Here is a 13830-nt window from a genome sequence, read left to right as displayed (position 1 = left end):
CCCGTCTCCCCTCTACCCCTGCGCCACCCAATACCAGATCGTTTCACCGTCAAACTCAGGCATCACGTCCTCCTCTTCAAAATAGCGCCGCGACTCTGGCTCCACTGGGGTGAACCAATAACCGGCCTTGTTGCAGCATTGTCCCGCCGCTACCGGCGCTACATGTTTCGGGTGACTCGGCCGAAGATTTCTCGCATAGGCCACCAGATCCTTGGGGTAAACCCTGTGCTCGACCCCGCTGTCGTCGAGGCCATACAAAAAAGCGATGGCGGCCGCCTCGAATGCCCAGTATCCGCAGTAGCTGCCCTCGTCTCCTTGCAGGTGGCTGTCGTGCCAGGGCGCCTGCTCGAATGCGGGGTACCAGTCGTTACAGTACTGCTGCAGGAGTGCGCTGGCTTCGGCCGGCTCGTCCGCGTAGATGGCCTGTATCAGCGGTGTGTAGACGTCGTGGTACCAGTCGTCCACATCGCTGCGCTCGGGCAGCAGTTTGCTCAGCAGGTCTTCGTAGAGGGTGTCGTCCCCTGCGTAGCCCGCCGGGTCGATCAGGGCCACGAAGCGTTTGAGCAGGTCGGCGCGGTGCAGCAGGATGCACAGGCTGAACACTTGGACGCACTCTTCATACTGGTCAAGCCAGTCGTCGATCGCCAAGGGGGTGATGTTCGGAATCTGCTCGTAGTGGGCCAACTGTTTTTGCAGTTGTTCGTAACTGTCTACCAGGGTTTCCAGCAAGGGAATCAGCAGGTCGATGCTGTTGCCGGCGGTGTAGCGGATGAGGATTTCCTTGAAGATCAACTTCTGGAAATGCCGGGCCCTGAGGGACTTTTCCTGCTCCTCGGAATCGGCCTGGAAGCTGTTCTCGGCAAAGAACTCCACGCTGCGGCGGTAATTGCTGAAGAAGTTTTTGAAGCGCGCTTCGCTCAGGAATGCTTGTCTGCGGTCCTTGATCATTGATCTTCCTTGTCTGAACGACACCCGCCCCAAGCCCTGCCCGACCGCGCTGTAACGACAGTAACTTGGCAACCTTGGCAGTCGGTGCCTGCATCAAAAACAAAGCCCGCGGCTCAGCAGGCGCAGGCTTGAATACGGCGACAACAGGGTTGGCATTCAACAGGCAATGCTGAATCGGTCAGCAACCCACTTAGAAGTTCGCCGGGGTGTTGGCGCTGATGATCTCCGCCTCATCCTGGCCAATATTGCGAAAGCTATGGGGCAAGGTGGTCGGGAAGTAATACCCGTCCCCTGGATTGAGCACGCTCACTTGCCCATCCACCGTCAACTCCACGGTGCCGCGGGTCACCAGGCCGCACTCCTCGCCTTCCGCATGCACAATCGCTTCCTCGCCAGAGCTGGCGCCCGGTGCGTATTGCTCGCGCAGAAAGCGCATCTGCCGGTTGGCCACGGGGGCACCCACCATCAACAGGCGCAGGCCATCACGGCCCAGGTCCGGCTGTTCATTGGCGCGGAAGATGTACTGATGCTCACGAGGCGGCTGGTCGAAGGTGAAGAAGTCAGCCAAGGACATGGGGATGCTTTCCAGCAGCTTTTTCAGCGAGCTGACGGAGGGGCTGACGCGATTCTGTTCGATCAGGGAGATGGTGGCATTGGTCACGCCACTACGACGGGCCAGCTCGCGCTGGGACAGTTTGTAGCTTTCGCGAACGAGTTTGAGTCGAGTGCCCGTGTCCATAACAGCCTTATGTGAGAGGAACTTAAGGGTATTTTGTGGCGGTTGGGTCGCGATCATCGCGATTTGGCTGCCCCTGGAACCTGAAACGGCGGCTATTTAAACATGTTTAACACCGCGGCTGTAAGGACTGCCGATGGCTGTATTGCAACACCGCTGCAGGCCAGGCCCCGCGCGGCCTGGGCAGTGCTTTACAGGGTAAAAGCCCGCGCAAGCACGGGCCAGAGCCGAAGCAGCGTCGAGGTCAGATGCCGAAGCGGTCACGCAAGGCGTAGTACGCCGCGCCCATGGCGGTCAGCGGCACCTGGAAGGTGCGGCCACCGAGCATCGGCATGTGTGGCAGGGAGGCGAAGGCGTCGAAGCGCTCGGCGTCGCCGCGGATCATTTCGGCAATCAGTTTGCCGGCCAGGTGCGAGCAGGTGACGCCGTGGCCGCTGTAGCCTTGCATGTAGTAGGCGTTCTTTTCGATACGGCCGAATTGCGGCATGCGCGACATGGTCAGCAGGAAGTTGCCGGTCCAGCGGTAGTCGATCTTCACGTCCTTGAGCTGGGGGAAGGTCTTGAGGATCTTCGGCCGGATCAGTTGTTCGATATCGTCCGGTTCACGGGCGCCATAGACCACGCCACCGCCGTACAGCAGGCGGTTGTCGCCGGTGATGCGGAAGTAGTCCAGCAGGTAGTTGCAGTCTTCCACGCAGTAGTTGTTGCTGATCAGGCTGCGGGCCAGCTGTTCCGGCAGTTGTTCGGTGACCACGATCTGCGAGCCGCAGGGCATGCTTTTGCGGGTAACCCGTGGGTCCAGGTCTTGCTGCAGGTAGGCGTTGCCGGCGATCAGCAGGTATTTGGCGCGGACTACGCCTTTGGCGGTGCGAATCACGTTGGGTTCGCCGTAGGTGATTTCCAGCGCCGCCGATTGTTCGAAGATCTTGCCGCCCAGGCCAATGATGGCGCTGGCTTCACCCAAGGCCAGGTTCAGCGGGTGGATGTGCCCGCCTTGCATGTCCAGCAGGCCGCCGATGTAGTTCTGGGTGCCGACTTCGCGGCCGATCTGCGCCTTGTCGAGCATCTGCAGGTTGTTGTTACCCAAGCGCTCCCAGTTGCGCTTCTGTTCGGCCAGGCCCTTGAGCTGCTTGTTGTTCAGGGCCGCGAAGATGCCGCCGGGGCGATAGTCGCACTGGATGTCGTAGTGCTGGATGCGCTGGCGGATGATGTCGGCGCCTTCGAAGATCATGCTGCCGAGCACTTCAGCGCTTTTTTCGCCATAGCGCTCTTCGATCACGTCGACGTCGCGGCTGTAGGAGTTGACCAGTTGCCCGCCATTGCGGCCGCTGGCGCCGAAGCCGACCTTGGCCGCTTCGAGCACCGTGACGCTGTAGCCGGCTTCGGCCAGGAACAATGCCGAGGACAGGCCCGTGTAGCCGGCGCCAATCACACAGACGTCGCATTCCACCAGCTCTTCCAGCATGGGGAAGTCAGTGGTGGGGTTGCGGGTTTCGGCGTAGTAGCTGTTCACGTAGTTTTGCATGAGAAATTCTCCAGCAAGTGCGGGTCGTATCGCCCGCCCCGCTGTTCTTATAAGAGTTAGAGCTTGATCCAGGTCGCTTTGAGCTCAGTGTATTTGTCGAAGGCATGCAACGACTTGTCGCGGCCATTGCCGGACTGTTTGAAGCCGCCGAACGGCGCGGTCATGTCGCCGCCGTCGTACTGGTTGACCCACACGCTGCCAGCGCGCAGGCCCCGGGCGAAGCGGTGGGCGCGGCTGAGGTTGCTGGTCCAGACCCCGGCCGCCAAGCCGAAGATGCTGTCGTTGGCAATCTGCAGCGCTTGTTCCTCGGTGTCGAAGCTGATGACCGCAAGCACCGGGCCGAAGATTTCTTCCCGGGCGATGGCCATGGCGTTGGTCACGCCGTCGAAAATCGTCGGCTCGACATACAGGCCGCCGGTGCTTTCCAGGGTGCGTGCGCCGCCGGCCAGCAGTTGCCCGCCCTGCTCCTTGCCGATTTCGATGTAGCGCAGCACGTTGTCCAGCTGGCGTTGGTCCACCACCGCGCCGACCCGGGTTTCAGGGTCGAGGGCGTGGCCGGGCTTCCAGGCCTTGAGGGCTTCCACCAGCAGCGGAATAAACTGCTCGTGGACCGAGCGTTGCACCAGCAGGCGCGAGCCGGCAGTGCAGACTTCGCCCTGGTTGAAAGCGATCGCCGCGGCCGCGGCTTCGGCCGCTTCGCGCAGGTCCGGGGCGTCGGCGAATACCACGTTGGGGCTCTTGCCCCCCGCTTCCAGCCACACCCGCTTCAGGTTGCTTTCGCCGGCGTACACCAGCAGTTGCTTGCCCACGGCGGTGGAGCCGGTAAAGGCCAGCACGTCCACGTCCATGTGCAGGGCCAGGGCCTTGCCGACGGTGTGGCCATAGCCCGGCAGGACGTTGAACACGCCCTGGGGGATGCCGGCGTCCAGGGCTAGCTGGGCGATACGGATCGCCGTCAGCGGCGACTTTTCCGACGGTTTGAGAATGAACGAGTTGCCCGCCGCCAGGGCCGGGGCAAATTTCCAGCTGGCCATGATCAGCGGGAAGTTCCACGGCACGATGGCCGCCACTACACCAGACGGTTCGCGGGTCACCAGGCCCAGTTGATCCTCGGGGGTGGCCGCGACTTCGTCGTAGATCTTGTCGATGGCTTCGGCGTTCCAGCGGATCGCGTTGGCCGTGGCGGGAATGTCGATGGCCATGGAGTCGCCGATCGGCTTGCCCATGTCCAGGGTTTCCAGGAGCGCCAGTTCTTCCTGGTGCTCAAGGATCAGCTCGGAGAAACGGATCAGGATGCGCTTGCGCTCGGCTGGGGCCTGGCGCGACCAGACGCCGGATTCGAAGGCTCGCCGCGCCACCTGCACGGCGAGGTTGGCATCGGCCGCATCGGTGCTGGCGACGTTGGCCAGGAAGCGCCCGTCTACCGGGCTCAGGCATTCAAAAGTGGCGCCGCTGGCAGCGGTGCAGTACTGGCCGTCGATAAACGCCCGGCCTTCGAGGGTAAGGGACTGGAAGCGCTGCTCCCAGTCGCTGCGGGTTTTGCTCATGCTGTCGACTCCACGCAGGACTAGGCCCGGTACGAACACGGCCGGCACCGGGTTAAAACCGGCTCGGCGCGTGTTCGTACAGGCCCCAAGGAACGGCCATCAGACCGTGTGCAGGTACCAGTTGTATTCCAGGTCGGAAATGGAGTTTTCGAACTCTGCCAACTCGCTTTCCTTACAGGCGACAAACACGTCGATGTACATCGGGTCGATGTACTTGGCCATCACTTCGCTGTCGTCCAGCACTCGCAGGGCGTCACGCAGGTTGGTCGGCAGGCTTTGTTCATTCTGCTCGTAGGAGTTGCCTTCAACCGGCTCACCCGGGTCGATCTTGTTGGTCAGGCCGTGGTGAATACCCGCCAGCACCGAGGCCATCAGCAGGTAAGGGTTGGCGTCGGCGCCAGCAACCCGGTGCTCGATGCGAACCGCGTCGGCGGAACCGGTGGGTACGCGCACGGCCACGGTGCGGTTGTCGATGCCCCAGGTCGGCGAGTTCGGTACGTAGAACTGCGCACCGAAACGACGGTAGGAGTTGACGTTGGGGCAAAGGAACGCCATCTGCTGCGGCAGGGTGTCCAGTACGCCGCCGATGGCGTGGCGCAGGGCCTCGTTGCTCGCTGGATCATCGGTGGCAAAGATGTTGTTGCCTTGCTTGTCGAGGATCGAGATGTGCACGTGCAGGCCGTTGCCCGCCTGGCCCGGGTAGGGCTTGGCCATGAAGGTGGTGTCCATTTCATGGTCGTAGGCGATGTTTTTCACCAGGCGCTTGAGCAACACCGCGTAGTCGCAGGCTTTGATCGGGTCGCTGACGTGGTGCAGGTTGACTTCGAACTGCGCCGGGGCGCTTTCCTTGACGATGGCGTCGGCGGGGATGCCCTGCTCTTTCGCGCCTTCGAGGATGTCTTGCAGGCAGTCGACGTATTCGTCGAGGTCATCGATCAGGTAGACCTGGGTCGAGTGCGGACGCTTGCCGGAGATCGGCGAGCGCGGCGACTGCGGCCGGCCGTTCACGTTGTCCTGGTCGATCAGGTAGAACTCCAGCTCGAAGGCGGCACAGATGGTCAGGCCCAGTTCGTCGAACTTGCTCACCACCTGGCGCAGCACTTCCCGCGGGTCGGCGAAGAAGGGCTGGCCTTCAATCTCGTGCATGGTCATCAGCAGTTGCGCGGTGGGGCGCTTCTGCCAAGGCTCGACGCACAGGGTGCCGGGGATCGGGTAGCAGATGCGGTCGGCATCACCGATGTCCAGGCCCAGGCCGGTGCTTTCCACCGTGGAGCCGTTGATATCCAGGGCAAACAGCGAGGCCGGCAGGTTAATGCCCTTCTCATAGACCTTGTGCAGCGCGGTGCGCTCGATGCGCTTGCCGCGCACCACACCGTTCATGTCTGCAATCAGCAGATCGACGTAGAGAATCTCGGGGTGTTTTTTCAGGAAAGCATTGGCTTCATTGAGTTGAATGGCACGCGGGGGGACCGACATGATGCACCTATTGTGTTAATTATTATGTTCACTGCTGTGACACGACAGCAGTCAATCCGAAAGAAAAACCGAAGTCAAGGGCCAAAATTGGTGGCTGACCGTCAATTATTTTATCCCCATCAATGCCAATACGCAGCGCAATCCGCGCCACTCAAGGGTTTCGGACGAATAGCGTTTAGAATTTTTTACATTGAAGTTGTTAATTAAAATAAACGCGGATAAGCTCTGGAAAAACTCGTTCCAGCGTGAATTTCGAGGTGATAAAAATGGCACTCAAGCCATTGATCGGCGTTACTGCGTGCATCAAAGAGATCGGCCTGCACCCCTACCACGTCAGCGGCGACAAGTACTTGCGTGCTGTCAGCGTCGCGGCCGAGGGCCTGCCCCTGATCGTTCCTTCCCTGGCGGACCTGATTGATATCGAGGATCTGCTGCGACAAGTGGATGGGCTGCTGTTTACCGGCTCGCCGTCCAATGTCGAACCCTTCCACTACCAAGGCACTCCCAGCGAGCCGGGCACCGCCCACGACCCGCAGCGCGATGCCACCACCCTGCCCCTGCTGCGCGCCGCCATTGTGGCCGGCGTGCCGGTGCTCGGCATCTGCCGTGGCTTCCAGGAGATGAACGTGGCCTTTGGCGGCAGCCTGCACCAGAAGGTGCATGAACTGCCGGGCTACATGGATCACCGCGAAGCCGACGATCCACGCATCGAGGTGCAGTACGCCCCGGCGCACTCGGTGGCGATCCAGCCCGGCGGTGTGTTCGAAGCCATGGGCCTGGCCGGCGAGATCCAGGTCAACTCGATCCACAGTCAGGGCATCGACCGCGTCGCCCCCGGGCTGCGGGTCGAAGCCGTGGCGCCGGATGGCCTGGTGGAGGCGGTGTCGGTGGAACACAGCAAGGCCTTTGCCTTCGGCGTGCAGTGGCACCCGGAATGGCAGGTGCTGTCGAATCCGGCCTACCTGCGGATCTTCCAGGCTTTTGGCCAGGCGTGCCGGCAACGGGCCGCGCAACGTCGCTGAGCGCCAATCAAAAAACCCAGGCATTCAACAAGAGTCACCACGCCCGGTCCTGCGGCGAGCGCGCTTGTGCGCGCCCGACGTTCGACCTGAGCAACACACGGCAAGACCACAACAACAAATAGCGTCAGGCCGCCAGGAAGGCAGCGCCGAATCAACCCGCTCCCCCGCGGGTTGGCAATCAACCTTTGAGCCGGGCCGTATTGGCCCCGCTGCTGACACCTGTTGGGAGTTTCACATGGCAAACGCCTCCAGCACTTACCGCAAGGCCCTCGAAGGCAACCAGAGCCCGCAAAAGGTCCTGGTTAAAATCGACCGCGTGACCAAGAAGTTCGATGAAACCGTGGCCGTGGACGACGTGTCCCTGGAGATCCACCAGGGCGAGATCTTCGCCCTGCTGGGCGGTTCCGGTTCCGGAAAATCCACTCTGCTGCGCATGCTCGCCGGCTTCGAACGCCCCACCGAAGGCCGCATCCTGCTGGATGGCGTGGACATCACCGACATGCCGCCCTACGAGCGGCCGATCAACATGATGTTCCAGTCCTACGCTTTGTTCCCGCACATGACTGTGGCGCAGAACATCGCCTTCGGCCTCAAGCAGGATCGCCTGCCGGCCAGCGAGATCGATGCCCGGGTCGAGGAAATGCTCAAGCTGGTGCACATGACCCAGTACGCCAAGCGCAAGCCGCACCAGCTGTCCGGCGGCCAGCGCCAGCGCGTGGCCCTGGCCCGCTCCCTGGCCAAGCGCCCGAAGCTGTTGCTGCTCGATGAGCCCATGGGCGCGCTGGACAAGAAGCTGCGCTCGCAGATGCAGCTTGAGCTTGTCGAGATCATCGAACGGGTCGGCGTGACCTGCGTGATGGTGACCCACGACCAGGAAGAAGCCATGACCATGGCCGAACGCATCGCCATCATGCACCTGGGCTGGATCGCCCAGACCGGCAGCCCGGTGGACATCTACGAGGCGCCGGTGAGCCGCCTGGTGTGCGAATTCATCGGCAACGTCAACGCCTTCGACGGCACCGTTACCGAAGACCTGGAAGGCTACGCGATCATCAACTGCCCGGACCTGCAACAGCAGATCTACGTCGGCCACGGGGTCAGCACTTCGGTGCAGGACAAGTCGGTGACCTACGCCATCCGCCCGGAAAAGATGCTGGTCACTACCCTCAAGCCCGACGCCCGCTACAACTGGTCCAAGGGCAAGGTGCATGACATCGCCTACCTCGGCGGCCACTCGGTTTTCTACGTCGAGCTGCCCGGCGGCAAGATCGTCCAGTCGTTCATGGCCAACGCCGAGCGCCGTGGCGCGCGGCCGACCTGGGACGACGATGTCTATGTCTGGTGGGAAGACGACAGCGGCGTGGTACTGCGCACATGAGCACTCTCAATCAGCGTTTGATCCGTGTGCTGCCCAGCGGTCGCAAGCTGGTGATTGGCATTCCTTTCCTCTGGCTGTTCCTGTTCTTCATGCTGCCGTTCTTCCTGGTGATGAAGATCAGCTTCTCGGAAGCGGCCCTGGCGATTCCGCCCTATACGGAGATCTACAGCTACGCCGAACAGAAATTCCAGCTGCTGCTGAACCTCGGCAACTATGGCCTGCTGGCCGGTGACGAGCTGTACATCTCGGCCTACCTGGGTTCGCTGAAGGTGGCCCTGCTCAGCACCCTGATGTGCCTGGCGGTGGGTTTCCCCATGGCCTACGCCATCTCCAAGACCGGCAAGGACACGCAAAACGTCCTGCTGCTGTTGATCATGATGCCGACCTGGACCGCGATCCTGATCCGCGTCTACGCCTGGATGGGCATCCTCAGCAACAACGGCCTGCTCAATGCGTTCCTGCTGTGGACCGGGCTGATCTCGCAGCCGATCGAAATCCTCAACACCAACACCGCCGTCTATATAGGCGTGGTCTACGCCTACCTGCCGTTCATGGTGCTGCCGCTGTACGCCAACCTGGTCAAGCACGACCAGAGCCTGCTGGAGGCTGCCTCGGACCTGGGTTCGAGCAACTTCAACAATTTCTGGAAGATCACTGTGCCCCTGGCCAAGAACGGCATCATCGCCGGCTGCATGCTGGTGTTCATTCCGGTGGTGGGCGAGTTCGTGATCCCGGAACTGCTGGGCGGCCCGGAAACCCTGATGATCGGCCGCGTGCTGTGGCAGGAGTTCTTCAACAACCGTGACTGGCCGGTGGCCTCGGCCCTGGCGGTGGTGATGCTGGCGATCCTGATTGTTCCAATCTTGCTGTTCAACCGCAGCCAGGCCAAAGAGATGGAGGCACGGGCATGAAACGTTTCGAATTTTCCAAACTGATGCTGGTGTTCGGCCTGTTGTTCATCTACCTGCCGATGCTGATCCTGGTGATCTACTCGTTCAACGCCTCGAAGCTGGTGACGGTGTGGGGCGGCTGGTCGATCAAGTGGTACGTCGGCCTGCTGGATAACCAGCAGTTGATGGGCTCGGTGGCGCGCTCCCTGGAGATCGCCTGCTACACCGCCGTCGCCGCAGTGGCCCTGGGCACCCTGGCGGCCTTCGTGCTGACCCGGGTCACCCGCTTCAAGGGCCGCACGCTGTTCGGCGGCCTGGTCACCGCGCCGCTGGTGATGCCTGAAGTGATCACCGGTTTGTCGTTGCTGTTGCTGTTCGTGGCCATGGCGCAATTGATCGGCTGGCCGATGGAGCGTGGCATCGTCACCATCTGGATTGCCCACACCACATTCTGCGCTGCCTATGTAGCCGTGGTAGTCTCCGCGCGCCTGCGGGAACTGGACCTGTCCATCGAAGAAGCGGCCATGGACCTGGGGGCACGACCATTCAAGGTGTTCTTCCTGATCACCATCCCGATGATCGCGCCGTCCCTGGCGGCCGGCGGCATGATGTCCTTTGCCCTGTCCCTGGATGACCTGGTGCTGGCCAGCTTCGTTTCCGGCCCGGGTTCCACCACCTTGCCGATGGAAGTGTTCTCGGCGGTGCGCCTGGGGGTCAAACCCGAGATCAACGCCGTGGCCAGCCTGATTTTGCTGGCGGTGTCCCTGGTGACCTTCCTGGTCTGGTACTTTGGCCGCCGCGCCGAAGCCAATCGCAAACGCGCGATCCAGGAAGCCATGGACTTCACCGCCAATGAATCCTGGCAGCCACCGGCGGCAAAAAAACCGGCTGTATCGACGCCTGCGACAGCCTGAGCCGCCGCTTCGCCAGCAAGCTGGCTCCTACGGACCACACAAACCTGTAGGAGCCGGCTTGCCGGCGAAGGCGTCCACCCCGATATCCACCTTGCAAACGCAGCAATCTGCACAATAAGAAATGGAGTTGTAGTGATGAAAATGCTTGGCAGGACTCTGCTCTCACTGTCCTTGATGGGCGTACTGGTTACCGCTGCCCAGGCCAACGACAAAGTGCTGCGCGTCTACAACTGGTCGGACTATATCGCCCCGGACACCCTGAAGAAGTTCGAGGCCGAGACCGGTATCCACGTCACCTACGACGTGTTCGACAGCAACGAAACCCTGGAAGCGCGCCTGCTCACCGGCAAATCGGGCTACGACATCGTAGTGCCGTCCAACAGCTTCCTGGCCAAGCAGATCAAGGCCGGGGTCTACCAGCCCCTGGACAAGTCGCGGTTGAGCAACTGGAAGAACCTCAACCCGGTGCTGCTGAAGAACGCTTCCGCCAGCGACCCGGACAACGCCCACGCCTTCCCTTATATGTGGGGCTCGATCGGCATCGGCTATAACCCGGACAAGGTCAAGGCCGTCTTGGGTGCCACCGCACCGACCAACTCCTGGGACCTGCTGTTCAAGCCGGAGAACGCCGAGAAGCTCAAAGCCTGCGGCATCAGCTTCCTCGATTCGCCGACCGAGATGATCCCTGCAGCCCTGCACTACCTGGGCTACCCGGTCACCAGCAAGGACAAGGCACAGATCCTCGAAGCCGAGGCGCTGTTCATGAAGATCCGCCCTTACGTGACCTACTTCCATTCGTCGAAGTACATCTCCGACCTGGCCAACGGCAACATCTGCGTGGCCGTGGGTTACTCCGGCGACGTGCTGCAGGCGCGTTCCCGCGCCGAAGAGGCCGGCAACAAGGAGAAGGTCGCGTTCAGCATTCCCAAGGAAGGCGCCGGCAGCTTCTACGACATGATGGCGATCCCCAAGGATGCGACCAACGTCGACAACGCCTACCTGTTCATGAACTTCCTGATGCGCGCGGACATCATCGCCGAGGTCACCAACAGCCTGGGCTACAGCAACGCCAACTCGGCGGCCACGCCGCTGGTGGACGAAGCGATCCGCAACGACCCGGCGTCGTACCCACCGCAGGCGGTACTGGCGACCCTGTACGCAGTGCCTGACCAGCCGATTGCCATCCAGCGCGTGATGAACCGTGGCTGGACGCGGATCAAGCTCGGCAAGTAACCCTCGTTGCCCGCCTGCGCGGCGGCCCCCCTCTTCCGTTCACGTCGCGCCTTACCACCGCGACACCTCTGCGAACGGCTTCACCCCGCTCCCTCGGCTGGGGTGAATCCTTGGCGCCTTCGGGCGCCTTTTTTGTGCCTGCCCCAAAGCAGCAAGAGCGCAAGCAACGCTCGCGGCGGACAGGCGCAACCGCACTGGCAGCGGTTCTGCACGGCAGCGGCCGGGCAATCCCGGCCCAGGGCTGGCTGCAACGTCACAAAGTAGCCGCCGAGCACCGCCTCAGAGCACTGGCGATAGAGCCCTTGGAAACCTCACCGACGACGCAGTAAAGTGGCCCCCCGCCCATCGCCACCTGCGCTATCGGGCATTGCTTCCAAGGATCGGTTCCATGCCAGCCAGCGTCACTGCCTGCTCGTTGCTCGCCTCGTCGAGCATCGCCGCCTTCGCCCCGGGCGCGACCTTCATCGACTGCCGCCACACCCTGGCGAATGACCCCGAACGTACGGCCATGCGCCACCTGCTGATCCTGATGAGCCAGACCCCGGCCTGGATCGAGCGGATGATGGGCCTGCGCAACCGCGTGGTGCAGCTGTTCGGCCTCAAGGACCTGGGGCACCTGAGGCACATCGACCTGGCCCGGGCGGACGAGGATTACCAGGCGGGCGACCGGGTCGGCATCTTCACCCTGATCTCCCAGAGCCCCGACGAGGTGCTGGTGGTGGACCGCGACAAGCACCTGGACGTTTACCTGTCCCTCAACCGCCTACCGCTGACCGCCGAGGGCCAACGCCCGGTGGTGCTGTCGACCCTGGTCCACCCGCACAATCTGCTGGGGCGCCTGTACATGCTGCCGGTGGCGCCGTTCCACCGGATCATCGCGCCCATGACCCTGGCCAATATCAATGCCCACTAAACCGCCCCTCAAGGATTTTGCCGTGCAGACACCCGAGTTCGATGTTGTTGTCGTGGGCCTGGGCGCCATGGGCGCCGCCACTCTCTATCAGCTGGCCAAGCGCGGCGTGAAGGTCGCGGGCATCGATCGTTTCGCCCCGCCCCACGACCAGGGCTCCAGCCACGGCGATACCCGCATCACCCGCCAGGCGGTGGGCGAAGGCGCGGCCTATGTACCCCTGGCGATCCGTTCGCAACAGATCTGGCGCGAGCTGGAAGCCGAGCTCGAGGTCGAGCTGTTCGAGCAGTGCGGGGTACTGGTGATGACCGCCAGCACCCCGGCGCAACGCCCGGCGAATGAACAGGACTTCACCGACCACAGCATCGAACTGGCCCGGCGCTACGGGATCGAGCACGAAGTGCTGGACGCCAACGGGATTCGCCAGCGCTTCCCGCAGTTCGCACCTCTGGATGACAGCGCCCGGGGCTACTTCGAACCCGGCGGCGGCTATGTGCGTCCGGAACGCTGCATCGACGCGCAACTGACCCGGGCCCGGCAACTGGGGGCAACCCTGATCACCGGCCAGACGGTGCTGGAGCTGAAGCCTCAGGATGACGGGGTGCACATCATCAGCGACGGCTCGCGGCTGTTTGCCCGGCAAGTCATTGTCAGCGCCGGCATGTGGTCCGCGCAGTTGCTGGGCGCGCCCTTCGATTCGCTGCTGCAGGTGTGCCGCCAGCAGCTGTACTGGTTCCGCCTGGATGAACCCGAGCGCTACCCGGCCCGCTCCCCCAGCTTCATCCTCCACAGCGCCGATGACGTGGACGCCTGCTACGGCTTTCCGCCGATTCCCGGCGAAGGCAGCGTGAAGATCGCCACTGAGCAGTACAGCGCCAGCAGCCAACCCGACAGCCTCGACCGCCAGCCCAGCAGCGCCGACGCCCAGCGCCTGTTCCGCGACCTGGTGGCTCCGCATATCGCTGGCCTGGCGCCCGAACTGGTGAAGTCCAGCGTCTGCGCCTACACCGTGACCGCGGATTCGGGCTTCATCATCGACCGCCACCCGCACCTGGCCAATGTCACCGTGGTCAGCGCCTGCTCCGGCCATGGCTTCAAGCATTCGGCGGCGATTGGCGAGGCCCTGGCGCAACAGCAGGTGGACGGACGCAGCAAAATCGACCTGAACAGTTTTTCCCTGCAGCGCTTCAACTGATAACCACGGCCCTGTTTCGGGGGCCGCGATGAAAAAAAATCTGCAGGCTGGCGTTT

General features: G+C 62.4%; 12 protein-coding genes. 7 read left to right on the top strand and 5 right to left on the bottom strand.

All coding sequences use genetic code 11. The features are described 5' to 3' along the window. Positions 1–12: 12 nt before the first annotated feature. The 5 genes from GV818_RS28535 to GV818_RS28515 form a co-directional block, all read right to left on the bottom strand. The gene (locus tag GV818_RS28535) at positions 13–948 is read right to left on the bottom strand and encodes a PoNe immunity protein domain-containing protein (RefSeq protein ID WP_161778132.1); all 936 of its coding nucleotides are present in this window, start codon (positions 946–948) and stop codon (positions 13–15) included. 190 nt (positions 949–1138) lie between these two features. Next, a complete protein-coding gene (locus GV818_RS28530) occupies positions 1139–1687 on the bottom strand; it encodes a cupin domain-containing protein (RefSeq protein ID WP_161759426.1) in 549 nt (182 codons plus the stop codon). A gap of 241 nt (positions 1688–1928) precedes the next feature. Further along, positions 1929–3209 carry an NAD(P)/FAD-dependent oxidoreductase gene (locus tag GV818_RS28525; protein WP_161759427.1) on the bottom strand — a complete coding sequence of 427 codons (1281 nt, stop codon included), beginning with the start codon at positions 3207–3209 and terminating at the stop codon, positions 1929–1931. Positions 3210–3265: 56 nt separating this feature from the next. Beyond that, entirely contained in the window at positions 3266–4756 is a 1491-nt protein-coding gene (locus GV818_RS28520) for an aldehyde dehydrogenase (RefSeq protein ID WP_161778131.1), read from the bottom strand. Positions 4757–4855: 99 nt separating this feature from the next. Continuing rightward, positions 4856–6232 (bottom strand): glutamine synthetase family protein, encoded by a 1377-nt coding sequence (locus tag GV818_RS28515; RefSeq protein ID WP_161759429.1) that lies wholly within the window; start codon positions 6230–6232, stop codon positions 4856–4858. Positions 6233–6498: 266 nt separating this feature from the next. Here GV818_RS28515 and GV818_RS28510 point away from each other — a divergent pair, with 266 nt between their 5' ends. From GV818_RS28510 to solA, 7 genes are all read left to right on the top strand, one after another. After that, the gene (locus GV818_RS28510; RefSeq protein WP_161778130.1) at positions 6499–7254 is read left to right on the top strand and encodes a gamma-glutamyl-gamma-aminobutyrate hydrolase family protein; all 756 of its coding nucleotides are present in this window, start codon (positions 6499–6501) and stop codon (positions 7252–7254) included. Between the two features lie 235 nt (positions 7255–7489). Then, positions 7490–8632 (top strand): polyamine ABC transporter ATP-binding protein, encoded by a 1143-nt coding sequence (gene potA, locus GV818_RS28505; RefSeq protein ID WP_161759431.1) that lies wholly within the window; start codon positions 7490–7492, stop codon positions 8630–8632. Positions 8633–8661: 29 nt separating this feature from the next. Further along, positions 8662–9543: an ABC transporter permease subunit gene (locus GV818_RS28500; protein WP_178125163.1), complete on the top strand. Its 882-nt coding sequence runs from the start codon at positions 8662–8664 to the stop codon at positions 9541–9543. Continuing rightward, a complete protein-coding gene (locus tag GV818_RS28495; RefSeq protein WP_161759433.1) occupies positions 9540–10436 on the top strand; it encodes an ABC transporter permease subunit in 897 nt (298 codons plus the stop codon). The genes GV818_RS28500 and GV818_RS28495 overlap by 4 nt, the downstream gene beginning before the upstream one ends. Positions 10437–10571: 135 nt before the next feature. Then, on the top strand, positions 10572–11669 hold the full coding sequence (locus GV818_RS28490; RefSeq protein ID WP_161759434.1) for a polyamine ABC transporter substrate-binding protein: 1098 nt from the start codon (positions 10572–10574) through the stop codon (positions 11667–11669). A gap of 388 nt (positions 11670–12057) precedes the next feature. Beyond that, a complete protein-coding gene (locus tag GV818_RS28485) occupies positions 12058–12582 on the top strand; it encodes a DUF2867 domain-containing protein (RefSeq protein WP_161759435.1) in 525 nt (174 codons plus the stop codon). A 22-nt stretch (positions 12583–12604) separates the two neighbouring features. Beyond that, positions 12605–13774, top strand: coding sequence for an N-methyl-L-tryptophan oxidase (solA, locus tag GV818_RS28480; protein ID WP_161778144.1), 1170 nt, complete (start codon positions 12605–12607; stop codon positions 13772–13774). Positions 13775–13830: the final 56 nt, after the last annotated feature.

This window comes from Pseudomonas sp. Fl4BN1 (assembly GCF_009908285.1).
Taxonomy (GTDB): Bacteria; Pseudomonadota; Gammaproteobacteria; order Pseudomonadales; family Pseudomonadaceae; genus Aquipseudomonas.
This window is presented reverse-complemented; position numbering and strand designations above follow the sequence as displayed.